Raw genomic sequence first — 23049 nt, 5'->3', positions numbered from 1 at the left:
GCAAAATTGGTGTGACATTATTTTCAGGCTGTGTAACAGCATAAACAAAAGTCGGCGACCGTTGTTTATGCCGTCACGTCAGGTTGTTAGTTCACTTGTGCCGGTCGATAAAGCCTGGATTCCGCTTTTTGCGGTTCATTCCACAGATTTTCATAAGCGTAACCGGTCAGGTCTTCCACCACACGGCGCGTCTCCGGGGTGACGTCCTGTTTTGAACCGTGCGCTTTCAGACGATCGACCTCGTCGACAAAAACCTTGTGAGTACGCTTGTTGAGGTGAAATGTTACCGCCTGCCACAGTGCAATCAGCAGCAGCCCAGCAGTACCAACAAACAGCAGGATTGCGATGGTGTTTACGGCGCTCTCCGGCTGGATCTGGCTCCCCTTCACAAATCCGCCTTCCTGCAACATAACGCCCACGATAAAGGTTGCAATCGCCACCGTCGTTTTGCGTGAGAAAGTCATCACCGCCGCGAACAGCCCTTCACGACGCTGGCGGGTGATCATTTCATCAATGTCCGGAATGAACGGGAACACATTCCACGGCGTGAACTCCAGAACACAACGCCCCACCTGGTACAGCGCAGCCAGTACCAGCAGAATGGTGACGTTATTGTCGGTCGGGAAGTGGTAAACCATAAACAATCCGGCCAGACACAATATCATCAGGGTATAAGCAAATACATACAGACGCGACGGACCAAATTTAATGATCGCGACACCGGCTAACAGCGTGACCGGCAGGCCGACAATGCTCATCGACAGCAGGGTTCCTGAAAGCGAAGACGGCACGTTCAGGCAGTAAACACAAAAGAAAACGAAAACGGTGTTATAAACATCTTTCGCGGTAAAGGAGAACAGATAAATCGCCAGATGTTTACGGAACGCGCGCACCTTCAGAGTGGAGTAGTACTCTTTAAACAGTTTCCCGGTCGCCACAACCTTCGCCATAAAGGACGTGGGTTGACGAGTGTTTTCCAGCTCGACGAGCATCTCCGGCGTCAGTTCGCGCTCCCAAGTCACCTTCCAGGAAATAAACACGCAGAACATAAACAGCACTGCAAAGACGACGCCATTAATAAAGTACGCATGCGGATCGTGTTCACCAAAATAGCTGATTAACAGGCCCGGAATAAAGGTCGCCAGGAAAGTCCCGGATGCCGACAGGAACATACGACAGGTTGATAATTTAGTACGAGAGTTAAAGTCCTTAGTCATTTCTGACGGCAGCGTTTCCCATGGAATGAGCACCATCGCGGCAATCACTTCGAAAGCCAGATAGACAGCCAGATAGAACCAGAAGCTCATGCCTGTGACCCACAGCAGGATATACACCAGCATCAGCGGCGCACCGGCTAATAAGAAGAAGCGGCGGCGACCAAAGCGTTTGCCCAACGGGTTTTTATAGAAATGGTCAGTAAAGCTGCCCATAAACAGGCTGACGACCGCATCCACAATACGGGCGATGGCGACAATGGATGCTGCTTCGACTGGTGACAAACCGACGAAGGTGGTGTAAAAGAATAAAAGCCAGGCACCAATGACGGTAAACGCGCCGCCCCCCATGATATCTGTTAAGCCATAGCCAATACTGACCGGAATGGTTATTTTTTTATTAGTACGAGACATGTTCTACCCTCATTTAAGGAAGGACGTTAGAATCTGAAATAATTAACTGCATTATCGTGACATATATTTTTAACCATCCGTGTCAAGATCCGCTTATTATCAGGGATTTCACCACGCTCAACCCAGCCACCAATCAAATTACAAAGGATGCGGCGGAAATAATCATGACGCGGATAAGAAACCAGGCTGCGTGAATCCGTCAGCATACCGACGAAGTGCATTAATAACCCCTGATCGGCCAGACTATTTAACTGCTTTTCCATACCACGGCGAGTATCGTTAAACCACCAACCGGAACCAAACTGCATAGGCGACTTCACGCCGTCCTCGCCGGACTGGAAATTAGCAATTATCGTGGCGACAATGTCGTTATAACTACCATTCAGGTTATAGAGGATGGTTTTAGGCAACCCGTTGTTCTGCAGCATCGCATCCAGCAAACGGTTAAGGCCCGCCGCCAGATTGTTCTGGTCGGTGATGGAATCAAAGCCGGTATTGATTCCCAACTGTTCACACATTTTTCTGTTATTGTTGCGGAGCGCGCCGAAGTGAATTTGCATTGCCCAGCCGCGTTTTTTGTACTCCCGCCCCAGCATGACAAACATGGCGCTGTTAAGCTGTGCCGTCTCGCCGTCGGTGAGCTCGCCACCGCGTCGCTTCTGAGCAAACAGCGATGCAACAGTCAGCGCATCGGCAGGTTGATACTCAACGGCTACCGGGCCGTGGTCGGAGATACGGCAGCCTACTTCGTGGAAGAAATCAATACGTTCGGCCATCGCGGCGGTAAAGTCGGCGTAGGTATGAATATCACGCCCCGTCACCTGCGCCAGCCTATCAATAAAGGTAGCAAGCACCTGTCCTTCGGCAAAAATATCGTCAGGGCGAAAGGTCGGCAGCACCCGTGTGGTAAAGGTCGGGCCCTGTTGCAGCAGGCGATGATATTCCAGCGTATCCAGCGGCGCATCGGTAGTACAAATGACTTCAACGTTGGAGCGCGTAATCAGGCTACGGGGTTTAAAATCTTCTCCACCAATAAGCTGATTACAATGATTCATTATCTCTTGCCAGTTATCACTGTCCAGCATTTCGTTACAGGAGAAATATTTATTTAATTCTAAATGTGTCCAGTGATAAAGCGGATTACCAAATGCCGCTTCAACCGTTTCAGCATAAGCTTTAAATTTCTCTTCTGGCGTAGCGTCTCCGGTAATATAGCGCTCGGCAATACCGTTCGCGCGCATAGCGCGCCATTTATAGTGATCGCCCGCTAGCCATAATTGGGTGATATTATCGAATTTTTTATTTTCGTAAATTTCTTTTGCGTCAAGATGACAGTGATAGTCGATGATCGGTAATTTTGCGGCAACTTCTTTATATAACCGAACACCGACTTCACTATCGATCATGAAACGACCGGTAATGAAGTCCATATTATTTCTCTCGTTAATATAAAATTTATTTCAGGTCGATGATATAATTACCAGTTCCATAACGTGCCGTCTTCCAGGCGGGCCACCGGCAAACAGGCTGGATCGTAGGGATATTTCTCCGCCAGTTTTTCATCGAACTCAATACCCAACCCTGGCTTGTCGCCCGGATGCATATAGCCCCCTTCGAACGTCCAGTTATGCGGGAAGACCTCCAGCATCGGCTCGGAGTAGCCCATAAACTCCTGCACGCCGAAGTTGGGCACCCACAAATCAAAATGTAATGCAGCGGCCATGCAAACCGGCGACAGATCGGACGGCCCGTGCGAACCGGTACGCACCTGATAGAGCGAGGCGAAATCGGCGATACGGCGCATCCCGGTAATGCCACCGGCATGGGTAATCGTGGTGCGGATATAGTCAATTAATTGCTCTTCAATGAGCTGTTTGCAATCCCAGATACTGTTAAAGACTTCGCCTACGGCAATCGGCGTGACCGTATGCTGGCGGATCAGGCGGAAGCACGCCTGGTTTTCAGCCGGCGTCGGATCTTCCATCCAGAACAAACGATAGTCTTCAATACGTTTGCCAAAGCGGGCAGCCTCAATGGGTGTCAGCCGATGGTGCATATCGTGCAGAAGATGTTCATTAAAACCAAACGTATTACGCACGGCGTCAAACAGCTTTGGCGTAAAATCGAGATACTTTTCCGTTGACCACAGTTGCTCTTCCGGCCATTGCCCTTTTGTCGCAGGCTCATAAGCCAGCCCCTTGCTTTTCGCCATACCGTAGGTAGTTTTCATCCCCGGAACGCCGCACTGCACGCGGATAGCTTTAAATCCCAGCTCTTTATGACGCGCATAATCTTCCAGCACATCATCGATGGTGTGGCCTGTAGTATGGCAATACACCATAACGCCTTCACGAGAGGCGCCGCCAAGCAACTGGTACAGCGGCATATTGGCGGCTTTGGCTTTAATATCCCATAGCGCCATGTCCACGGCGGAGATGGCTGACATGGTGACAGGCCCGCGACGCCAGTACGCGCCTTTGTAGAAGAATTGCCAGATATCTTCGATGCGGTGAGCATCCCGTCCAATCAGTTGCGGGCACAGGTGATCGGTAAGGTACGAGGCCACCGAGAGCTCGCGTCCGTTCAGGGTGGCATCCCCCAGACCGGTGATCCCGTCTTCTGTGGTTATCTTTAAAGTGACGAAGTTACGTCCAGGACACGTAACAAAGACTTCAGCCCCTACAATCTTCATTTTTATTCCTTACATCGCATTATGGGATGCAGAAAATTTACCCAACTGAGCTACTACCATACAAGTATATTTATCAAAAAAGCGATACCAGATCACAAAATGTTCTGGTCGCGGCAACGTTAAGTACGTCCCCATCCGACGACGATAATCAGCATGCCGCACAGCGCGATCAGCGCGCCGCACCAGTCATAAACCGTGAGCCGGACGCCATCGACAACGCGTAGCCAAAGGAGCGCAGTACAGACATATACCCCACCGTAAGCCGCATAAACCCGCCCACTCGCAGCCGGATGCAAGGTCAAAAGCCAGACAAATAACGCGAGTGATGCCGCGGCGGGCAGAAGCCACCACACGCTGGCGCCACGCTTAATCCATAGCCAGGGAAGAAAACACCCTATGATTTCACAGAGCGCGGTGACAAAGAAAAGCAGCGTCGTCTTTAGCATGAGATTCATTTGATTACGAAAAGATAAGTGATAATACGACAGAATATCGCTACACGGTTATCCCGTCATTCTTGTGTATATGCCAGGCATAAGGATTGGTGTAGAATTTAAAGGTGTTTTACCGCTTTTTTCCCCTCTTATGAAAGGATATTGTGATGAACAATACGCTGAGCAAACGCCTGTGCCTGACGGCAATGCTTACGCTGGCTGCCGTTGTGTATACCACTTCCGCATTCGCTGAAACCAGTAAACTGGTGATTGAATCGGGAGATAGCGCACAAAGTCGTCAGGAAGCGGCGATGGAAAAGGAACAATGGAACGACACTCGCAGTCTGCGTCAGAAAGTGAATACCCGCGCAGAAAAAGAGTGGGACAAAGCCGATGCCGCCTTTGATAGCCGCGATAAATGCGAGCAGAGCGCCAACATCAACGCCTATTGGGAACCCAATACTCTGCGGTGTCTGGATCGTCGTACAGGTCGCGTTATTACGCCCTGATGCAGGATAACGAAAAAGAAGTGTAAGGATACAGTATGACAAGCGACTACAACGTTAGACTGCGCCCGCTTGAGCGGGAAGATTTACGATTTGTCCACCAGCTTGATAACAATGCCAGCGTCATGCGGTACTGGTTTGAAGAGCCGTATGAGGCTTTTGTCGAACTGTCGGATCTCTATGACAAACACATCCACGATCAAAGCGAGCGGCGCTTTGTCGTCGAATGCGACGGCAAAAACGCCGGGCTGGTGGAATTGGTTGAAATTAACCATGTGCATCGTCGGGCTGAATTTCAGATTATTATTTCGCCGGAGTACCAGGGGAAAGGTCTGGCGTCACGCGCGGCCAAACTGGCGATGGATTACGGATTTACCGTACTCAATCTCTATAAATTGTATTTGATCGTCGATAAAGAGAATGAAAAGGCTATTCACATCTACCGTAAACTCGGGTTTAGAGTAGAGGGTGAGCTGATACATGAGTTCTTTATTAACGGCGAATACCGTAACACCATCCGCATGTGTATCTTCCAGCAGCAGTATCTGGATGAACATAAAACGTCCGGTACTACGCTCCTGAAACCCACCGCGCAATAAACGCGGCGCGGTAGTCACGGAGAGTCGCACAACACCCAGTTTAATAGTAATCGATACGGTTTTTAATTGTGTGATGGTGGGACACTGTCGGCTTAACGCTCTCATCGACGATAACAAGCCGGCAGTCAACGGGATTAGCGTTGGCATCATATTCGCTGCTCTGTCTGACGTTGCCGGCCTGCCGATCATCCACCCAGCTTACTGCCGTATAATCCAGCTTTTTACGGGAGGCCGCGGAGGGTTTTGCCGTCACAGATAGCGTTTTATATGAGACAAAAGCACCCGGTGAGACAGAAAAACTGTCTCACCGGGTTGCCTGCTTTGGGTTTACCTTAATAAGGTATAAAGTCGTTATGATTAATGCATGTTTCGCCGTTTATCAAGAAGTTCAGCGTGTCGGGGAGTTGCAACCATTCCTTTCCCTCTATCAACAAAATCCTGGGACCAGTGTTCAGGAAGAGGGGTGTTTGTAGATTTATAAAAATTAAACAGTTCCTTACTATTGTCAAAAACAGTCCATTCGCCCTGATGTACCATTGCCACAGGGAATGGCCCCGGACGAGCTACCACTCCCAGATAACCATTATCCTTTACAACTTTATCGTGCTCATGTTCCCACATATAGGGAACAAAGTTTACCTGAGGACCATGGCGAATAACGTTCATCGCTGTATACTCAAAGGGTCTGGAAGGATCGACTTTCGCAATACCTTTATTAATTAAATCCTTTACTCCTCTTTCCTCATTACTTTCCGCCATGGGAACATGCCCTTTCCCATGAGAGAATTTAATAATATCGTGCATGTCATAATCACCGGTATAGGGCGTGATGATTTTAAATTTTATCCATGCATTAACAAGTTCATTAGCAAAAGTATTTTCCAGGCTGACTGGATAAGCCAAATCCTCACCACCCAGTCTGTTGTGTGCATAAATTCCCCGTACGCCAGATGCATCCCACTGACCTACTCGGCCAACGAAACCGCTACGTTTTGCCTGCCCAAGAATAGATTCAGCGTTATCACTATAGATAGCCTTTAGTGAACCAGGTTTAATAGTCTTCTCAAGAATATTATGGCCTTTTGCTGCCGCACCTTCACCGAGTGCTGAAATAGTATAAATGCCCGCCTCCCTTACGCTCATTGAAAGATTTTCCTCTAAAGAAATTCGTTCAAAGACAGGCATATGCAAAGGGTGAACAAATGCTTCGCCCACTAATTTTCGGGCTTCCTGACCAGTACTGAGCAACCCATTGCTGTCAATCAACGTGACGGGATTATTCCGTACCATCCTGAACAGGTTCAGCCCGTCCGCCGTCCCCGCCGGGTCTGCACCCAGCCAGCGTCCCGCCCACGGCTGGTAATAACGGTATCCGTAGTAATACAGCCCCGTCGCGTCACGCTCCTTGCCCGAGTAACGCACGGTTTTGTAATCCGCCCCGGTCTGGCTGCGCGCCGTCAGAACGGCCGTACCGCCGTACGGATAATACTCTTCCATGCTGATGATATTCCCGTCGCCGTCCAGCTCCAGACCGCTGCTCCCGGTCAGGTTGTCATAGCTGTATCTGGTCTGGTCGCCGGTGAGTTCCGCCGGCCTGCCTGCTGTCCAGTGCAGTACCCGCACCTGCGCACATCCTGCCTCGCCCACCGTGATTACCTCCAGACTCTCCGTTTCCTTACCGCCGCTGACTGTGGTCCGCAGCTCCAGCCCGGGCAGGTACAGCGTACGCTGCGTCTGCGTGCTGCTGCCGGTGTTCTGCACACTCACCTTCAGGCAGCGCTGGCTGCCACCGTCATACCGGTAGCTCTCCCGGTCATCCGTACTGCCGTCACGCACCACCGGCGTCACCTTCAGCAGCTCGTTGCGCGGCGTCCAGACCAGGTTCTGCCCCGGCTGGAGCTGCTTCTGTTGTCCCCCCGCAGTGAACAGCGCGTCCACCCCTGACGGATTTTCCGTCAGCGTGCTCAGCACGCCCCGGTTGCTGCGGTCGCTCACCGTGATGTCCGTGGTGTAATTGTTGCCCGTGGCCGGGGCGCTGTGGCTTATCTGCGTCAGATTTCCGGCGCTGTCGTAGGTATAGGTACGGGTGTAGTTTGTGTATGCGGAACTGTCTGCGGGAAGGGGAATGGTGGCTGAGGGGAGATTACAGCCCTGCCGACCGGCGTTTGCCATTTCGCGCCCGGTGGCGCTGACCAGCCGGTACAGGCTGTCACAGGTATACCTGTTCTCCGGCACCACTTTCTGGTTGCGCCAGAAGCGGGTCTCTTCCGCGTCGTTGCTGATTTTCAGCACGTTGCCCACCGGGTCGTACTCGTAGCGCAGGTCCTGCAGTACCTTTGCGCCTGCGGCGTGGCCGGCCGGACGTTCCGTTTTAATCCCGACCAGGCGCTGCGTCTGTGGCTCGTATTCGTACGTGGTCACCACGCCGTTGCCGTGCTCCCCGCGCAGCTTCTGCCCGGCGGCGGAATACGTCAGGGACTTCACGATAACCTGTTCCGTACCATCCTTCAGCGTCAGCCATCTGCCCGAGAGCAGGCCTGCCACATCGTATGCCACCCGCTGCCTGTTACCCTGTGCATCCGTCGTGGTCAGCACCGCCCCGGTGGCGTCAGTGGTGGTCAGGGTGGTGAACCCCCCGTCACCGGGCAGCGTGTTCCGGACGGAGGCATCCGTACCCTGCCAGTCGGCCACGATATCGGGGTTGTCCGCATCCTTCAGCAGACGGCGGGTGACGGAGAGCGGTACGCCGGTCAGGGCCACGCTGTCAGTCTGCATCAGGCCTGCGGTGTCGTAATGGCTGACACACTGGCCTGCCAGATTCAGCGCCTTCTCCTCAGGAGAGTTGCCGGCCCAGACGAAGCGCTCCGTGATACGCGCGGCTTCGCCGGAGACCTGCTCCGTAATGCCCACCGGGCGGCCCGGCAGAGAGACACCTTCATACTGCCAGGTGCGGGTCATTGCCTGACTGGCGTCTTCCGTGCCGTCGTCAGCAGTGCCGATATTACTGACGGTCATAAACGGCCGGCCTGCGGCGTCGTTCAGCGCCACAGTGATGCCGTTATCCACCCCGTGCGTGCGCAGGACGTTGCCGGCCAGGTCCGTGAGGAAACTGAAGTTTACCAGCCCGGCCTCATTCAGGCGCGGGTCGGCGCTCTGCGTCAGAAAGCCGCAGGCGTCGTACTGATGGCGGGTGATGCGCTCACTGGTCACATGCGGGGAGTCGGGGTGGCGGTAATACGCGTTGTCGCGCACGGTCAGTCCGCGGTTGTCGAGGACCGTGACCGTCGGGGTGTTACTGAACAACGAAGTGCTCATGGTATTTTCCTGTTTAGGTTATGCTGCCAGTCAGGCTGACTGGGCTGGGAATCATAACGCAATCAAGAGAATTATTCTCCAGCTCGTGTAACTCAAGCGTATCAAAACAGCCATCCTGTGAAAGCGTACCGGTGACCTGCTTCGCCACCTCGCCGTTCTCATTCATCAACGTCTGGCTGAAATCCTTTACCGGACCACGTTGGATCAAAATCAAATTCATTCGAAAAACGGGCCATTTCCGGCGTATAAGACCCAGAGGATTTCGGGTTATCTCAACCTGCTGGCATCATGCACAATAACGTCAGTAAAATGGGTTTCTTCACGCGTGTCACCAGGATGAAACGATATTTATCAATCATATTAGTAAATACAGTTATTTACACGAAAAATGCTAAGCTTAGAACATCGTCATTAATCACAGGAGTTCATGATGAAAATCGCAACTGCAATAGCCGCTCTGGCGTTAATTAGCGCCCCCTCGCTGGTGATGGCGGCACCGGGATCGTGCGAGAGAGTAAAAAGCGATATTGAACAACGTATCATCAATAACGGCGTACCGGCGGATAATTTTACGCTCACTATTGTTCCTAACGACCAGGCCGATCAGCCGGATTCACAGGTGGTGGGTCATTGCGCGAACGACACGCATAAAATCCTTTATACCCGCACCAACAGCGGCAATGCGCCAGCCAATACCCCACCCGCTCAGGACGGTTCATCCGCCGAACCGCAATAAAATCCTCCTACCCTCCGGGTCCGGAGGGTAATGCTCTTTGACATGGATTAATAACCCTTACTCCCAAAGGGGTAAACTCATTATATCATTAGCATGATAATAATTTCGCTATAGATATCAATATATAGCGAAACGATAATGGAGTGAGTGATGCCCGGAGAAAAGCAACAAACAGGCGTTAGCCGCAGGACGTTAGTGAAATCAGCGGCGCTTGGCTCACTGGCGCTGGCTGCCGGAGGCGTATCTTTGCCGTTTGGGATGCGTACCGCGGCCGCAGCAGTACAGCAAGCAGTGCGCGACGAAAAAGATAAAATCGTCTGGGGCGCCTGTTCTGTCAACTGCGGCAGTCGCTGCGCCTTGCGTCTGCACGTAAAAGATAATGAAGTCTGGTGGGTTGAAACTGATAACACTGGCGACGATGTTTACGGCAATCATCAGGTTCGCGCCTGTCTGCGGGGCCGTTCAATCCGTCGGCGTATTAATCATCCGGATCGCCTTAACTATCCCATGAAACGCGTTGGTCGCCGTGGCGAAGGTAAATTTGAACGCATTAGCTGGCAGGAAGCGTTGGACACCATTAGCGCCAGGTTGAAAAAAACGGTGGAGACCTATGGCAATGAAGCTGTCTATATCCACTATTCATCCGGCATCGTAGGCGGCAACATAACCCGCTCGTCACCTGCCGCCTCGCCGGTGAAGCGTTTAATGAACTGCTACGGCGGTTCGTTGAATCAATACGGCTCATACAGTACCGCGCAAATTTCTTGCGCCATGCCCTACACCTATGGCTCCAACGACGGCAACAGCACGTCTGATATCGAAAACAGTAAACTGGTGGTCATGTTCGGCAATAATCCCGCTGAAACTCGCATGAGCGGCGGCGGTATTACCTGGTTTCTGGAGCAAGCGCGTGAACGCTCAAATGCGCGCATGATCGTGATAGATCCGCGCTATACCGATACCGCCGCCGGACGTGAAGACGAGTGGATACCGATTCGCCCTGGTACCGACGCCGCGCTGGTGGCGGGAATTGCCTGGGTGTTGATTAACGAAAATCTCGTCGACCAGCCTTTTCTCGACAACTATTGTATCGGCTACGATGAAAAGACCCTTCCGGCTGACGCGCCTCCAAATGGCCATTATAAGGCTTATATTTTGGGCCATGGTGAGGACGGCATCGCCAAAACGCCGCAGTGGGCATCACATATTACCGGCATCCCCGCCGATCGGATTATCAAACTGGCGCGCGAGATAGGCAGCGTTAAGCCGGCCTACATCTGTCAGGGTTGGGGGCCGCAGCGTCAGGCGAACGGCGAACAAACCGCTCGCGCTATCGCCATGTTGCCGATTCTAACCGGCAACGTCGGTATTCATGGCGGTAATAGCGGCGCACGCGAATCCACTTACACCATTACTATTGAACGTCTGCCTGTCCTGGACAACCCCGTTAAAACCGCCATCTCCTGCTTTAGCTGGACAGACGCCATTGCGCGTGGCCCGGAAATGACCGCCCTGCGCGACGGCGTACGCGGCAAAGATAAGCTGGATGTCCCGATCAAATTTCTATGGAACTACGCTGGCAACACCCTGACTAATCAGCATTCGGATATTAATAAAACCCATGAAATTCTTCAGGATGAAGCGAAATGCGAAATGATTGTGGTCATCGACAACTTTATGACCTCTTCCGCGAAGTACGCCGATATTCTGCTGCCGGATCTCATGACCGTCGAACAGGAAGATATCATCCCCAATGATTACGCCGGTAATATGGGATATCTGATTTTTATCCAACCGGCGACGACGCCTAAGTTCGAGCGCAAGCCCATCTACTGGGTACTCAGCGAAATCGCCAGACGTCTCGGCGACGATGTGTATCAGCGCTTTACCGAAGACCGTACACAGGCGCAGTGGCTGCAATATCTGTACGCCAAAATGCAGGCAAGAGACCCGGCATTACCCGCTTATGACGAGCTGAAAAAAATGGGCATCTATAAACGCAAAGATCCCAACGGCCATTTTGTCGCCTATAAAAAATTTCGTGAAGATCCGCAGGCCAATCCGTTAAAAACACCGTCCGGTAAAATCGAAATCTACTCCAGCAAACTCGCTCACATCGCCAGTACCTGGGAGCTGGCGGAAGGTGATGTGATAAGCCCACTGCCGATTTATACCCCCACCTTTGAAGGATGGGACGATCCAAAACGGAGCACCTTCCCGCTACAGCTGTTTGGCTTTCACTATAAATCCCGTACCCATTCAAGCTACGGCAATATTGATGTTTTGCAGGCCGCCTGTCGCCAGGAAGTGTGGATAAATCCGCTTGATGCGCAAAAACGCGGCATCGCGAATGGCGATAGGGTTCGCGTCTTTAACGATCGTGGAGAGGTACGTCTATCCGCCAAAGTCACGCCACGTATTCTGCCGGGCGTCAGCGCGATGGGCCAGGGCGCATGGCATAATGCGGATATGACTGGCGATAAAATTGACCACGGCGCCTGCATCAATACGCTCACGACGCAGCGTCCTTCCCCCCTGGCAAAAGGGAATCCTCAACATACAAATCTGGTGGAAATCGAAAAAATCTAAGCCGCCTGCTCCGGGGCGTTTTTGCGCTCCCGGAGCTCCCCGTTTTGCGAACACAACAACATTTAAAACTCTTTTTTTGGATGAGCATAGTGAGCTGTTATGAAAATCACCACCCCTGAGGCATTAATGGCGGCCAGTATCAGCCGACGAAGCCTGGTGAAAACCTCCGCCATCAGTAGCCTTGCGCTTGCCAGTAGCGCTTTCACCCTTCCGTTCTCCCGCATCGCCCACGCCGCAGCAGGCCTCGCATCCGGCAACGTTGCAGAAAAAGCGGTCTGGAGTTCATGTACCGTTAACTGCGGCAGCCGCTGCCTGCTGCGCCTGCACGTAAAAGATGACACCGTATATTGGGTTGAGTCGGATACCACGGGCAACGATGAATATGGCAACCATCAGGTACGCGCCTGCCTGCGCGGTCGTTCTATTCGTCGCCGGATGAATCATCCCGATCGCCTGAAATATCCGATGAAACGCGTTGGTAAACGTGGAGAAGGCAAATTCGAACGTATCAGTTGGGATGAAGCGTTGGATACCATCGGCGATAACCTGAAACGTATCCTCAAGGACTACGGCAACGAAGCGATACATGTGCTTTACGGTACCGGTGTGGACGGCGGCAATATTACCAATTCTAACGTACCGTATCGCCTGATGAACGCCTGCGGCGGCTATCTCAGCCGTTACGGTAGCTACAGCACCGCCCAAATCAGCGCGGCCATGAGCTATATGTTCGGTGGCAATGACGGCAACAGTCCGGATGATATCGCCAATACAAAACTGGTGGTGATGTTTGGCAATAACCCCGCTGAAACACGTATGAGCGGCGGCGGCGTGACATACTATGTCGAACAGGCGCGCGAGCGCTCCAGCGCCCGGATGATCGTGATCGACCCGCGTTATAACGACACTGCCGCCGGTCGCGAAGACGAGTGGCTGCCGATTCGCCCTGGTACCGATGGCGCGCTGGCGGCGGCAATCGGCTGGGTGCTGATTACCGAAGATCTTATTGATAAACCGTTTCTGGATAAATACTGCATCGGCTACGACGAAACCACTCTGCCCGCCTCAGCCCCGCGTAACGCACACTATAAAGCCTATATTTTGGGTCAGGGCGAAGACGGTATCGCGAAAACGCCGCAATGGGCCGCGCAGATTACCAGTATTCCGGCGGAAAAAATCATTCAACTGGCGCGGGAAATCGGCTCGGCGAAACCGGCTTATATTTGCCAGGGCTGGGGACCTCAACGCCACTCTAACGGCGAACAGACCGCACGCGCAATCGCCATGTTGTCTGTACTCACCGGTAACGTCGGCATAAATGGCGGTAATTCCGGCGTGCGCGAAGGCACCTGGGATCTGGGCGTCGAATGGTTTTCTATGCTGGAGAACCCGGTAAAAACCCAGATTTCGGTCTTTACCTGGACCGACGCTATCGATCATGGCGCGGAAATGACCGCCACACGCGACGGCGTGCGCGGAAAAGACAAGCTCGACGTGCCGATCAAATTTTTATGGTGCTACGCCAGTAATACGCTGATCAATCAGCACGGCGATATCGCCCACACCCACGAGGTGCTTCAGGACGACAGTAAATGTGAAATGATCGTCGGCATTGAGCACTTTATGACCGCATCGGCAAAATATTGCGACATTCTGCTGCCTGATTTAATGCCGACCGAGCAGGAAGATCTGATTTCCCACGAATCCGCAGGCAATATGGGCTATGTCATTCTTGGTCAGCCCGCCACCTCGCCGAAATTTGAAAGAAAGCCCATTTACTGGACGCTCAGTGAAGTGGCTAAACGGCTTGGTCCGGACGTATACCAGACCTTCACAGAAGGCCGCACGCAGCATGAGTGGGTCAAATACCTGCACGCAAAAACCAAAGCGCGTAATCCGGAAATGCCGGATTACGAAGAGATGAAACAGACAGGGATTTTCAAGAAAAAATGCCCGGAGGAGCACTACGTCGCTTTCCGCTCATTCCGCGAAGACCCTGCCGCAAATCCACTGAAAACGCCGTCCGGTAAAATCGAAATCTATTCCGAGCGGCTGGCAACCCTCGCCGACACGTGGGAGCTGAAGAAAGATGAGATTATCCATCCTTTACCCGCCTATACGCCAGGCTTTGACGGTTGGGACGATCCGCTTCGTCAGCGCTACCCGCTACAGCTAACCGGCTTCCACTATAAAGCGCGTACCCACTCCAGCTACGGCAATATCGACGTCCTGCAACAGGCATGTCCGCAGGAGATCTGGATCAACCCGATTGATGCGCAAGTGCGCGGCATTCAGCACGGCGACACCGTGCGGGTCTTTAACCAGAACGGACAGATGCTCATTCCGGCAAAAGTCACGCCGCGCATATTGCCTGGCGTCACCGCTATCGGCCAGGGCGCCTGGTTAAATGCCGACATGTTTGGCGACAAAATCGATCGCAGCGGCTCCATTAACATTCTGACCTCGCACCGACCTTCCCCGTTGGCGAAAGGCAATCCGTCGCACAGTAATCTTGTTCAGGTTGAAAAGGCGTAAGGAGTAACCGATGACAACCCAGTATGGATTTTTTATTGATTCCAGCCGTTGCACCGGTTGCAAAACCTGCGAACTGGCCTGCAAGGACTACAAAGATTTGACGCCGGATGTCAGCTTCCGCCGCATTTATGAGTATGCGGGCGGCGACTGGCAGGAGGATAACGGCGTCTGGCACCAGAACGTCTTTGCCTATTATCTCTCCATTTCGTGCAACCACTGCGAAGACCCGGCCTGTACCAAAGTCTGCCCGAGCGGCGCGATGCACAAGCGCGATGACGGTTTTGTGGTGGTGAACGAAGAGGTCTGTATCGGCTGCCGCTACTGCCACATGGCCTGCCCGTACGGCGCGCCGCAGTACAACACGGCCAAAGGTCATATGACCAAGTGCGACGGCTGTTATGACCGGGTGGCGGAAGGCAAGAAACCGATTTGCGTGGAATCCTGCCCGCTGCGGGCGCTGGATTTCGGCCCGATAGACGAACTGCGTAAAAAACACGGTGAGCTGGCCGCCGTCGCGCCGCTGCCGCGCGTGCATTTCACGAAGCCGAATATTGTGATTAAACCCAACGCCAACAGCCGCCCGACCGGAGACACCATCGGTTATCTGGCCAATCCGAAGGAGGTATAAGATGGGAAGTGGATGGCATGAATGGCCGCTGGTCCTGTTTACGGTGCTGGGTCAATGTGTGGCCGGGGCGCTGATCGTGAGTGGGTATGGCTGGTTAACCACCAAAGACGATGTGGCAAAACAACGTATCGTGCGTAGTATGTTTTTTCTGTGGCTGGTGATGGGACTGGGGTTCCTCGCGTCGATTATGCATCTTGGCTCGCCGATGCGCGCGTTTAACTCGCTTAACCGCGTAGGCGCTTCCGCACTGAGTAATGAAATCGCCGCAGGATCGGTGTTCTTTGCCGTAGGCGGCATCTGGTGGCTGGTGGCGGTACTCGGTAAAATGCCCCCGGCTCTGGGTAAAGTGTGGCTGCTGGTCAGTATGGCGCTCGGCGTTGCATTCATCTGGGCAATGACGCTCGTTTATCAGATAGATACCGTGCCGACCTGGTATAATGGCTACACCACGCTGGCCTTTTTCCTCACGGCATTCCTGTGTGGCCCTGTGTTTGCGGCGCTACTGCTACGCATCGCGCGCGTCCCATTTTGCAGCGTGACGTTTGCCAGTATTAGCGGCCTGGCGTTGGTGGTGTGCGTGACGGTCATCGTCCTACAGGGACTGTCCCTCTCAACCCTTCACAGTTCCGTGCAACAGGCCAGCCATCTCGTACCGGATTACGGTATGCTACAGGTCTGGCGCATTGTCTTGCTTGCTGCCGGATTAGGCTGCTGGCTATGTCCGCTAATCCGTCGCCGCGAACCGCATACTGTTGGTTTGCTGCTCGGTGTCGTGCTGATGCTGGCGGGCGAAATTATTGGCCGCGGACTTTTTTATGGCCTGCATATGACCGTAGGTATGGCCGTCGCAGGTTAATTTATGCGTGCGGGGCGACCCGCACCTTTCGGGATTGTTTGAATGACCACTTTTTTACAACGTGATGATTTTGCAGTAACGGCGCGTGTTCTTGGCGCGTTGTTTTATTATTCGCCGGAAAGCCACGAAACCGCTCCTCTGGTTCAGGCGCTATTAACCGACGACTGGCAGGCGCAGTGGCCGCTTGATGCCGATACGCTTGCGCCTGTGGCGGCTATGTTTAAGACCCACAGCGAAGAGTCGTTGCCACAAGCCTGGCAGCGCCTGTTTATCGGCCCTTACGCTCTGCCGTCTCCGCCGTGGGGTTCCGTCTGGCTGGATCGTGAGAGCGTATTATTTGGCGATTCTACGTTGGCGCTACGTCAGTGGATGCGCGAAAACGGGATTCAGTTTGAAATGCAGCAAAACGAGCCAGAAGATCATTTTGGGTCGCTGTTGTTGCTGGCGGCCTGGCTTGCCGAGAATGGCCGTCATCATGAATGTGAACAACTCCTGGCCTGGCATCTGTTTCCGTGGTCGTCCCGCTTTTTGGACGTATTTATCGATCATGCCGGGCATCCGTTTTATCAGGCGTTGGGGCAACTGGCGCGTTTGACTCTGGCGCAATGGCAAGCTCAACTCATTATTCCCATCGCCGTAAAACCGTTATTCCGTTAATCCCCACAAAAGGCAGGATTTTACCTGCCTTTTCGCCCATTGCGGCCTATTTTTACCTACAATAAGTGACAACGTCACATAGCCATTCTATTTTTAAGATAATTCTTTATCGTGAATGGTCACGCTAAGCCGCGTAAGGGCAAAACACAATTGTTAATAGATGTTTAACAGTGTTAAAAATCACGCCTCGCTGGAATCCTTCCCAACCTGTTGCTATAGCTCAAAGCACCCTGCCGGAACATGGCATAACAACACGCGACGTCTTTACGTCGCCATAACACATGCAAACAGGGAGACACACCGCAATGCACACCTTCACCCTAAAACGCGTACTTGGGTTCACTATCGTCATTTTGCTGTTACTGGCGCTGTTTATCTGGGGAATCGGTCTGGAGACGCTGAAAGCGCGTCAGGTCGATCTGCTGTATCTGGGGCAACGACATTTGATGCTGGTCTTTACGTCCATGTTTTTTGCTTTATTGGTCGGCATCCCGAGCGGGATTTTACTCAGCCGTCCTGCGGCAAAAGGATTTGCTGAATATGTCATGCAAATTTTTAATGTCGGCAATACGTTGCCGCCACTGGCCGTCCTGGCCTTAGCGATGGTGATTATCGGGATCGGCGATACCCCCGCCATTGTCGCGCTATTTTTGGCTTCACTTCTGCCTATCGTCCGCAATACCTATGCGGGTCTCTGCTCCGTTCCCGCCTCACTGATTGAAGCGGCGAACGGGATTGGGATGACAAAATGGCAGCGGCTTCGCCAGGTAGAGCTACCCAATGCGTGGCCGGTAATGCTGTCCGGTATTCGCATCGCGACCGCCATCAATGTCGGCACCGCGCCGCTGGCCTTTCTGATCGGTGCCAGCAGCTATGGCGAGCTGATTTTCCCGGGGATTTATCTCAACGATTTTCCTACGTTGATTCTGGGCGCAACGGCCACGGCGTTATTCGCGCTGGTTCTTGACACCCTGCTTGCCTGGCTTGGGCGACGTCTTAGCCCTCATACCGCCTGAACGCATAAATAACAATAAGGAGCGTTAAATGAGATTCAAAAAACACCTGCTGGGATGGCTTGCCGCAACGCTGTTGTTCAGTAGCCAGACGCAGGCCGCGCCGCTGGTTCTCGCCACTAAAAGCTTTACCGAGCAGCATATTCTCTCGGCCATGACCGTGCAGTATTTGCAGAAAAAAGGCTTTCAGGTTCAGCCGCAGACCAATATCGCCGCGGTAATTTCACGTAATGCGATGGTGAATAAACAGATTGATATCACCTGGGAATACACCGGTACATCGCTGATTATTTTCAACCGTATCGATAAGCGCATGAACCCACAACAAACCTACGACACGGTAAAACATCTGGATGCGAAGCTGGGTCTGGTATGGCTCAAACCGGCTGACATGAATAATACTTACGCGTTCGCGATGCAGCGCAAACGCGCCGAGGCGGAAAATATCACCACCATCTCGCAAATGGTGGCAAAAATCGAACAGGTCCGACAGAACGATCCTGACCACAACTGGATGCTCGGTCTCGATCTGGAATTTGCCGGGCGCAGCGACGGGATGAAGCCCCTTCAGCAAGCCTATCAGATGCAGCTCGATCGCCCGCAAATACGACAGATGGACCCGGGGCTGGTCTATAACGCCGTCCGGGATGGTCTGGTTGACGCCGGGCTGGTCTATACCACCGACGGACGGGTTAAAGGATTTGATCTGAAAGTGCTGGAAGATGATAAAGGCTTCTTCCCAAGTTACGCTGTCACGCCGGTGGTGCGTAAAGAAGTGCTGGAAGCCAATCCTGGCCTTGATGATGCCTTAAACACCCTTTCTGGCCTGCTCAATAATGATGTGATATCGACCTTAAACGCCCAGGTCGATATCGATCATCGCACGCCGCAACAGGTAGCCCATCAATTTTTGCAGGACAAAGGTCTACTGTAAGGAGCGCCTATGGATACGATACATTATATGCTGGATAACGCCGGCTACCTCGCCAGCCTTACCTTTCAGCATCTCTGGCTGGTCGCGTTGGCCGTCGGTCTGGCGATTATCATCGGCGTACCGTTAGGCGTTTTGATTGTACGCCACAAATGGCTGGCAACGCCGGTATTGGGCGCCGCCACGCTACTTCTTACTATTCCGTCTATCGCGCTGTTTGGGTTAATGATTCCGCTCTTTTCGCTGATCGGACATGGTATTGGCGTTCTGCCCGCCGTAACGGCCGTTTTTCTCTACTCTTTACTGCCGATTGTCCGTAATACCCATACTGCGCTTGATAGTCTGCCGCCCGGTCTGCGTGAAGCGGGACGCGGCATTGGTATGACTTTCTGGCAACGGCTGCGCTGGGTCGAAATTCCAATGGCCCTACCGGTTATTTTCGGCGGTATCCGCACCGCGGTAGTGATGAATATTGGCGTGATGGCGATTGCCGCGGTTATCGGCGCCGGCGGTCTGGGGCTGCTACTGTTAAACGGCATTAGCGGCAGCGATATTCGCATGTTAATTGCCGGCGCGCTGATGATCTGTCTACTGGCGATTGTGCTTGACTGGCTGTTGCATCGTCTGCAAGTCGTACTGACACCTAAGGGGATACGATAATGATAAAACTGGAAAATCTCACCAAACAATTTGTACAGAAAAAGGGTCAGCCGCTAAAAGCCGTCGACAACGTCAACCTGAACGTACCGGAAGGCGAAATGTGCGTATTGCTCGGCCCCTCCGGCTGCGGCAAAACCACCACGTTAAAGATGATCAACCGGCTGATCGCGCCCAGCAGCGGTAATATTCTTATTAACGGCGAGAATACCAACGATATGGATACGGTAACGCTACGCCGCAATATTGGGTATGTTATCCAACAGATCGGCCTGTTTCCTAATATGACGATTGAAGAAAATATTACCGTTGTGCCGCGCATGTTGGGATGGGACAAAGCGCGATGCAAGCAACGCGCCGAAGAGTTGATGGACATGGTGGCGCTGGATGCCAGAAAATTTCTGCATCGCTATCCAAAGGAAATGTCCGGGGGACAGCAACAGCGTATTGGCGTGATCCGCGCTCTGGCCGCCGATCCGCCGGTACTGCTGATGGATGAGCCCTTCGGCGCTGTGGACCCAATTAACCGCGAAGTGATCCAGAACCAGTTTCTTGATATGCAGCGTAAGCTAAAAAAGACGGTGATGCTGGTCAGCCATGATATCGACGAAGCGCTAAAGCTCGGCGACCGTATCGCCGTGTTCCGTCAGGGGCGAATTGTACAGTGCGCCAGTCCTGATGAACTGCTGGCCAAACCGGCTAACGAATTTGTCGGGTCGTTTGTCGGCCAGGACAGAACGTTAAAGCGTCTGCTACTGGTCTCCGCAGGCGATGTTACCGACCAACAGCCAACCATTACCGCGCGGCCTTCCACGCCGTTAAGCGAGGCGTTCGGCATTATGGATGATCACGATATTCGCGCGATTACCGTCATTGACAACGACGGTAAGCCACTGGGATTTGTGAAGCGCCGGGAAGCGCGGAACGCCAGCGGAACCTGCGCCGATATCACCCATCCTTTCCGTATTACGGGCAAAGCGGAAGATAACCTGCGTATTGTGCTGTCCAGATTGTACGAAAGTAATACTAGCTGGATGCCGATCGTTGATGAAGACGGACGCTATAACGGTGAAATCTCTCAGGATTACATCGCCGATTATCTCAGCTCAGGCCGCACGCGTCGGGCGCTAAATATTCACGAAAGCAGCTAACGCCGCCGCCGGATGGTGTCTCGCTATCCGGCAATATCATTATTGTACGCAATATTATATCGCACATAGTGCTTTTGCGTCTGACGCCATTTCCCCGCAGAATAGGCTATCCTGAAACTCCCTGTTTACCCGCTCATGCATCGTTTACACGCTTACCCGGATCTGCGCGCGATGTTTCGTCGCCTGCTGATCGCTATGCTCATCGGTATTCTCGCGGCGCTGGCTGTCGCCGCCTTCCGTCATGCGATGCAATTGCTGGAGTGGATTTTCCTGAGTAATGACACTGGCAGTCTGGTGAATGCGGCTGAGGGGCTTTCGCCCTGGCGACGGCTGATTACGCCTGCGCTTGGCGGCCTGGCCGCTGGTCTGTTGCTGTGGGGGTGGCAAAAAATGAACCAACAGCGTCCCCATGCGCCCACTGACTATATGGAAGCATTGCAAACCGACGGGCAATTTGACGTTGGCGCCAGTCTGGTGAAATCGCTGGCCTCGCTGCTGGTCGTGGTCAGCGGCAGCGCAATTGGTCGCGAAGGCGCAATGATCCTCCTCGCCGCGCTGGCGGCATCCGGCTTTGCCCGACGCTTCACGCCGCGCGAGGAATGGAAATTATGGATCGCCAGCGGCGCCGCTGCGGGCATGGCGGGCGCTTACCATGCACCGCTGGCGGGCAGCCTGTTTATCGCGGAAATCCTGTTCGGTACCTTAATGCTGGCTTCCCTCGGCCCGGTTGTCGTTTCCGCCGTCGTCGCCCTGCTAACCACCCATGTATTAAGCGGTAGCGATTCACTACTCTATACCGTACATCTGAACGTTGATCTCCACGCGCGGGAGTACGTCATGATAGTCAGTACCGGCCTGGTCGCCGGTCTGTGCGGCCCGTTGCTGATGTGGCTGATGACGGCCAGCCATAATAGCTTTTTACGCTTAAAACTGTCGCCGCCCTGGCAGCTGGCGTTGGGCGGACTTATTGTCGGAATACTGTCGTTACTGACGCCTACGGTATGGGGAAACGGCTATAGCGTCGTACAATCATTTCTGCTCTCCCCGCCGCTATTCTCGCTGATTGGCGGAATTTTTGCGTGCAAAATTCTGGCTGTGCTCGCCAGCAGCGGCTCTGGCGCGCCGGGCGGCGTCTTTACGCCAACATTATTTGTCGGATTATCAATTGGAATGTTTTTAGGGCGGATATGGGGATTCTGGCTGCCAGGCTCGAATGAAATAGTGATTTTATTGGGACTGGCGGGTATGGCGACGCTACTGGCGGCGACAACCCATGCGCCGATTATGTCTACCCTGATGATTTGTGAAATGACCGGCGAGTATCAGTTGCTCCCCGGTCTGCTGATTGCCTGCGTAGTCGCGTCAGTACTCTCGCGAACGTTACGCCATGATTCTATCTACCGCCAGCACGCTGCCGAGCATTGACAAACGAATATACTGCCCCAGTTCACGCTGCTCAGCGCGCGGCAGGTATGGCAACTCGCCAATCAGCGGCGCTGGCAGTTTTTTTCCAAGTACATCAATAATTTCAGCATAATGCGCCAGGCCAGGATTAATGCGATTCGCCACCCAGCCAATTAATGGCAGTCCATCGTTAGCGACAGCTTGCGCAGTCAGTAGCGCGTGATTAATGCACCCCTCCTGAATCCCTACCACCATCAATACCGGTAATTGTTCCTGTACCACCCATTCGGACAACGGACGTAAATCATTCATCAGACTACGCCAGCCGCCAGTGCCCTCCACAACAACGTGATCCACTTTATCGCTCAGGCTTGCCAGCCCGTTGGACAGCAAGGTGTAATTAATAGGACAGCTATGCGCTACGCTGCTTTCCTCTTCGCTTAACGCGATCGGATTAATCGCCTCATACGGCAATTCCAGAGAAGAGACGCTTTGCAATACCAAAGCGTCTTTGTTGCGCATCCCTTCCGGGGTCTCTTTGCTCCCTTTGGCGACAGGTTTATATCCTGCCACGCTCTTACCACTCGACGCTAACGCTTGTAGTAATGCGCGGGAAACCACCGTCTTCCCAACAGAAGTGTCTGTACCTGTAATAAAGAAACGCTTCAGCATCACTAACTCCACCGTTATGCTTCGAAAATATAAGTCAGGAAAATAA

General features: G+C 53.1%; 19 protein-coding genes and 2 pseudogenes. 13 read left to right on the top strand and 8 right to left on the bottom strand.

The window, feature by feature from the left end; all coding sequences use genetic code 11:
* Positions 1–86: 86 nt before the first annotated feature.
* The 4 genes from F4V72_RS05325 to F4V72_RS05310 all read right to left on the bottom strand — a co-directional run bounded on the left by F4V72_RS05325 (position 87) and on the right by F4V72_RS05310 (position 4766).
* Positions 87–1628, bottom strand: a complete 1542-nt coding sequence (locus F4V72_RS05325; RefSeq protein WP_023248387.1) for an MFS transporter — start codon at positions 1626–1628, stop codon at positions 87–89.
* 26 nt (positions 1629–1654) lie between these two features.
* A complete protein-coding gene (gene uxaC / locus F4V72_RS05320; RefSeq protein WP_114048790.1) occupies positions 1655–3058 on the bottom strand; it encodes a glucuronate isomerase in 1404 nt (467 codons plus the stop codon).
* Between the two features lie 47 nt (positions 3059–3105).
* On the bottom strand, positions 3106–4320 hold the full coding sequence (gene rspA, locus F4V72_RS05315; RefSeq protein ID WP_063390424.1) for a starvation-sensing protein RspA: 1215 nt from the start codon (positions 4318–4320) through the stop codon (positions 3106–3108).
* Positions 4321–4439: 119 nt separating this feature from the next.
* A complete protein-coding gene (locus F4V72_RS05310; protein ID WP_000921382.1) occupies positions 4440–4766 on the bottom strand; it encodes a YnfA family protein in 327 nt (108 codons plus the stop codon).
* Between the two features lie 155 nt (positions 4767–4921).
* Between F4V72_RS05310 and F4V72_RS05305 the strand changes: the two genes are divergently transcribed.
* Together F4V72_RS05305 and speG are read left to right on the top strand one after the other, a co-directional pair.
* Complete coding sequence (locus tag F4V72_RS05305; protein ID WP_023248390.1) at positions 4922–5263, top strand: DUF1283 family protein; 342 nt, start codon at positions 4922–4924, stop codon at positions 5261–5263.
* 35 nt (positions 5264–5298) lie between these two features.
* Positions 5299–5859, top strand: a complete 561-nt coding sequence (gene speG, locus F4V72_RS05300) for a spermidine N1-acetyltransferase (RefSeq protein WP_023248391.1) — start codon at positions 5299–5301, stop codon at positions 5857–5859.
* Between the two features lie 40 nt (positions 5860–5899).
* Here the strand turns inward: speG and F4V72_RS05295 are convergent.
* The 3 genes and pseudogenes from F4V72_RS05295 to F4V72_RS05285 all read right to left on the bottom strand — a co-directional run.
* A pseudogene (locus tag F4V72_RS05295) lies at positions 5900–6145 on the bottom strand (YnfC family lipoprotein); the annotation flags it as partial.
* A 71-nt stretch (positions 6146–6216) separates the two neighbouring features.
* A complete protein-coding gene (locus F4V72_RS05290) occupies positions 6217–9174 on the bottom strand; it encodes an RHS repeat domain-containing protein (RefSeq protein WP_136058263.1) in 2958 nt (985 codons plus the stop codon).
* Between the two features lie 67 nt (positions 9175–9241).
* A pseudogene (locus tag F4V72_RS05285) lies at positions 9242–9497 on the bottom strand (YnfC family lipoprotein); the annotation flags it as partial.
* A gap of 104 nt (positions 9498–9601) precedes the next feature.
* Between F4V72_RS05285 and F4V72_RS05280 the strand changes: the two are divergent.
* From F4V72_RS05280 to clcB, 11 genes are all read left to right on the top strand, one after another.
* Positions 9602–9910, top strand: coding sequence for a DUF1161 domain-containing protein (locus F4V72_RS05280; RefSeq protein WP_077918492.1), 309 nt, complete (start codon positions 9602–9604; stop codon positions 9908–9910).
* A gap of 150 nt (positions 9911–10060) precedes the next feature.
* Complete coding sequence (ynfE, locus tag F4V72_RS05275; protein ID WP_023249037.1) at positions 10061–12499, top strand: selenate/tellurate reductase subunit YnfE; 2439 nt, start codon at positions 10061–10063, stop codon at positions 12497–12499.
* A gap of 99 nt (positions 12500–12598) precedes the next feature.
* Positions 12599–15034 (top strand): selenate/tellurate reductase subunit YnfF, encoded by a 2436-nt coding sequence (ynfF, locus tag F4V72_RS05270; protein WP_053508036.1) that lies wholly within the window; start codon positions 12599–12601, stop codon positions 15032–15034.
* A 10-nt stretch (positions 15035–15044) separates the two neighbouring features.
* The gene (dmsB, locus tag F4V72_RS05265) at positions 15045–15662 is read left to right on the top strand and encodes a dimethylsulfoxide reductase iron-sulfur subunit DmsB (protein ID WP_023249039.1); all 618 of its coding nucleotides are present in this window, start codon (positions 15045–15047) and stop codon (positions 15660–15662) included.
* Position 15663: 1 nt separating this feature from the next.
* On the top strand, positions 15664–16518 hold the full coding sequence (locus F4V72_RS05260) for a dimethyl sulfoxide reductase anchor subunit family protein (RefSeq protein ID WP_023249040.1): 855 nt from the start codon (positions 15664–15666) through the stop codon (positions 16516–16518).
* 42 nt (positions 16519–16560) lie between these two features.
* Positions 16561–17175 (top strand): Tat proofreading chaperone DmsD, encoded by a 615-nt coding sequence (dmsD, locus tag F4V72_RS05255; RefSeq protein WP_023249041.1) that lies wholly within the window; start codon positions 16561–16563, stop codon positions 17173–17175.
* A gap of 305 nt (positions 17176–17480) precedes the next feature.
* On the top strand, positions 17481–18191 hold the full coding sequence (gene osmY / locus F4V72_RS05250) for an osmoprotectant ABC transporter permease OsmY (RefSeq protein WP_023249042.1): 711 nt from the start codon (positions 17481–17483) through the stop codon (positions 18189–18191).
* A gap of 28 nt (positions 18192–18219) precedes the next feature.
* Complete coding sequence (gene osmX, locus F4V72_RS05245; protein WP_023249043.1) at positions 18220–19122, top strand: osmoprotectant ABC transporter substrate-binding protein OsmX; 903 nt, start codon at positions 18220–18222, stop codon at positions 19120–19122.
* 9 nt (positions 19123–19131) lie between these two features.
* Complete coding sequence (gene osmW, locus F4V72_RS05240) at positions 19132–19779, top strand: osmoprotectant ABC transporter permease OsmW (RefSeq protein ID WP_000379677.1); 648 nt, start codon at positions 19132–19134, stop codon at positions 19777–19779.
* Positions 19779–20927, top strand: coding sequence for an osmoprotectant ABC transporter ATP-binding protein OsmV (gene osmV / locus F4V72_RS05235; protein WP_000593095.1), 1149 nt, complete (start codon positions 19779–19781; stop codon positions 20925–20927). Before osmW ends, osmV begins: the two co-directional genes overlap by 1 nt.
* Before the next feature lie 135 nt (positions 20928–21062).
* Positions 21063–22352 carry a voltage-gated ClC-type chloride channel ClcB gene (gene clcB / locus F4V72_RS05230; RefSeq protein WP_064055874.1) on the top strand — a complete coding sequence of 430 codons (1290 nt, stop codon included), beginning with the start codon at positions 21063–21065 and terminating at the stop codon, positions 22350–22352.
* On the opposite strand, the gene bioD is transcribed toward clcB, so the two are convergent.
* Positions 22308–23003, bottom strand: a complete 696-nt coding sequence (gene bioD, locus F4V72_RS05225; RefSeq protein ID WP_023249047.1) for a dethiobiotin synthase — start codon at positions 23001–23003, stop codon at positions 22308–22310. The two genes, clcB and bioD, sit on opposite strands and share 45 nt — an antisense overlap.
* Positions 23004–23049: the final 46 nt, after the last annotated feature.

Origin of the sequence: Salmonella enterica subsp. diarizonae, assembly GCF_008692785.1 — a bacterium.
In the GTDB taxonomy this organism is placed as follows: Bacteria; Pseudomonadota; Gammaproteobacteria; order Enterobacterales; family Enterobacteriaceae; genus Salmonella; species Salmonella diarizonae.
This window is presented reverse-complemented; position numbering and strand designations above follow the sequence as displayed.

Excerpts from the sequence above, each read along its gene's own strand:
- F4V72_RS05325 (WP_023248387.1), bottom strand. The coding sequence starts at position 1,628 with ATGTCTCGTACTAATAAAAAAATAACCATTCCGGTCAGTATTGGCTAT.
- uxaC (WP_114048790.1), bottom strand. The coding sequence starts at position 3,058 with ATGGACTTCATTACCGGTCGTTTCATGATCGATAGTGAAGTCGGTGTT.
- rspA (WP_063390424.1), bottom strand. The coding sequence starts at position 4,320 with ATGAAGATTGTAGGGGCTGAAGTCTTTGTTACGTGTCCTGGACGTAAC.
- F4V72_RS05310 (WP_000921382.1), bottom strand. The coding sequence starts at position 4,766 with ATGCTAAAGACGACGCTGCTTTTCTTTGTCACCGCGCTCTGTGAAATC.
- F4V72_RS05305 (WP_023248390.1), top strand. The coding sequence starts at position 4,922 with ATGAACAATACGCTGAGCAAACGCCTGTGCCTGACGGCAATGCTTACG.
- speG (WP_023248391.1), top strand. The coding sequence starts at position 5,299 with ATGACAAGCGACTACAACGTTAGACTGCGCCCGCTTGAGCGGGAAGAT.
- F4V72_RS05290 (WP_136058263.1), bottom strand. The coding sequence starts at position 9,174 with ATGAGCACTTCGTTGTTCAGTAACACCCCGACGGTCACGGTCCTCGAC.
- F4V72_RS05280 (WP_077918492.1), top strand. The coding sequence starts at position 9,602 with ATGATGAAAATCGCAACTGCAATAGCCGCTCTGGCGTTAATTAGCGCC.
- ynfE (WP_023249037.1), top strand. The coding sequence starts at position 10,061 with ATGCCCGGAGAAAAGCAACAAACAGGCGTTAGCCGCAGGACGTTAGTG.
- ynfF (WP_053508036.1), top strand. The coding sequence starts at position 12,599 with ATGAAAATCACCACCCCTGAGGCATTAATGGCGGCCAGTATCAGCCGA.
- dmsB (WP_023249039.1), top strand. The coding sequence starts at position 15,045 with ATGACAACCCAGTATGGATTTTTTATTGATTCCAGCCGTTGCACCGGT.
- F4V72_RS05260 (WP_023249040.1), top strand. The coding sequence starts at position 15,664 with ATGGGAAGTGGATGGCATGAATGGCCGCTGGTCCTGTTTACGGTGCTG.
- dmsD (WP_023249041.1), top strand. The coding sequence starts at position 16,561 with ATGACCACTTTTTTACAACGTGATGATTTTGCAGTAACGGCGCGTGTT.
- osmY (WP_023249042.1), top strand. The coding sequence starts at position 17,481 with ATGCACACCTTCACCCTAAAACGCGTACTTGGGTTCACTATCGTCATT.
- osmX (WP_023249043.1), top strand. The coding sequence starts at position 18,220 with ATGAGATTCAAAAAACACCTGCTGGGATGGCTTGCCGCAACGCTGTTG.
- osmW (WP_000379677.1), top strand. The coding sequence starts at position 19,132 with ATGGATACGATACATTATATGCTGGATAACGCCGGCTACCTCGCCAGC.
- osmV (WP_000593095.1), top strand. The coding sequence starts at position 19,779 with ATGATAAAACTGGAAAATCTCACCAAACAATTTGTACAGAAAAAGGGT.
- clcB (WP_064055874.1), top strand. The coding sequence starts at position 21,063 with ATGCATCGTTTACACGCTTACCCGGATCTGCGCGCGATGTTTCGTCGC.
- bioD (WP_023249047.1), bottom strand. The coding sequence starts at position 23,003 with ATGCTGAAGCGTTTCTTTATTACAGGTACAGACACTTCTGTTGGGAAG.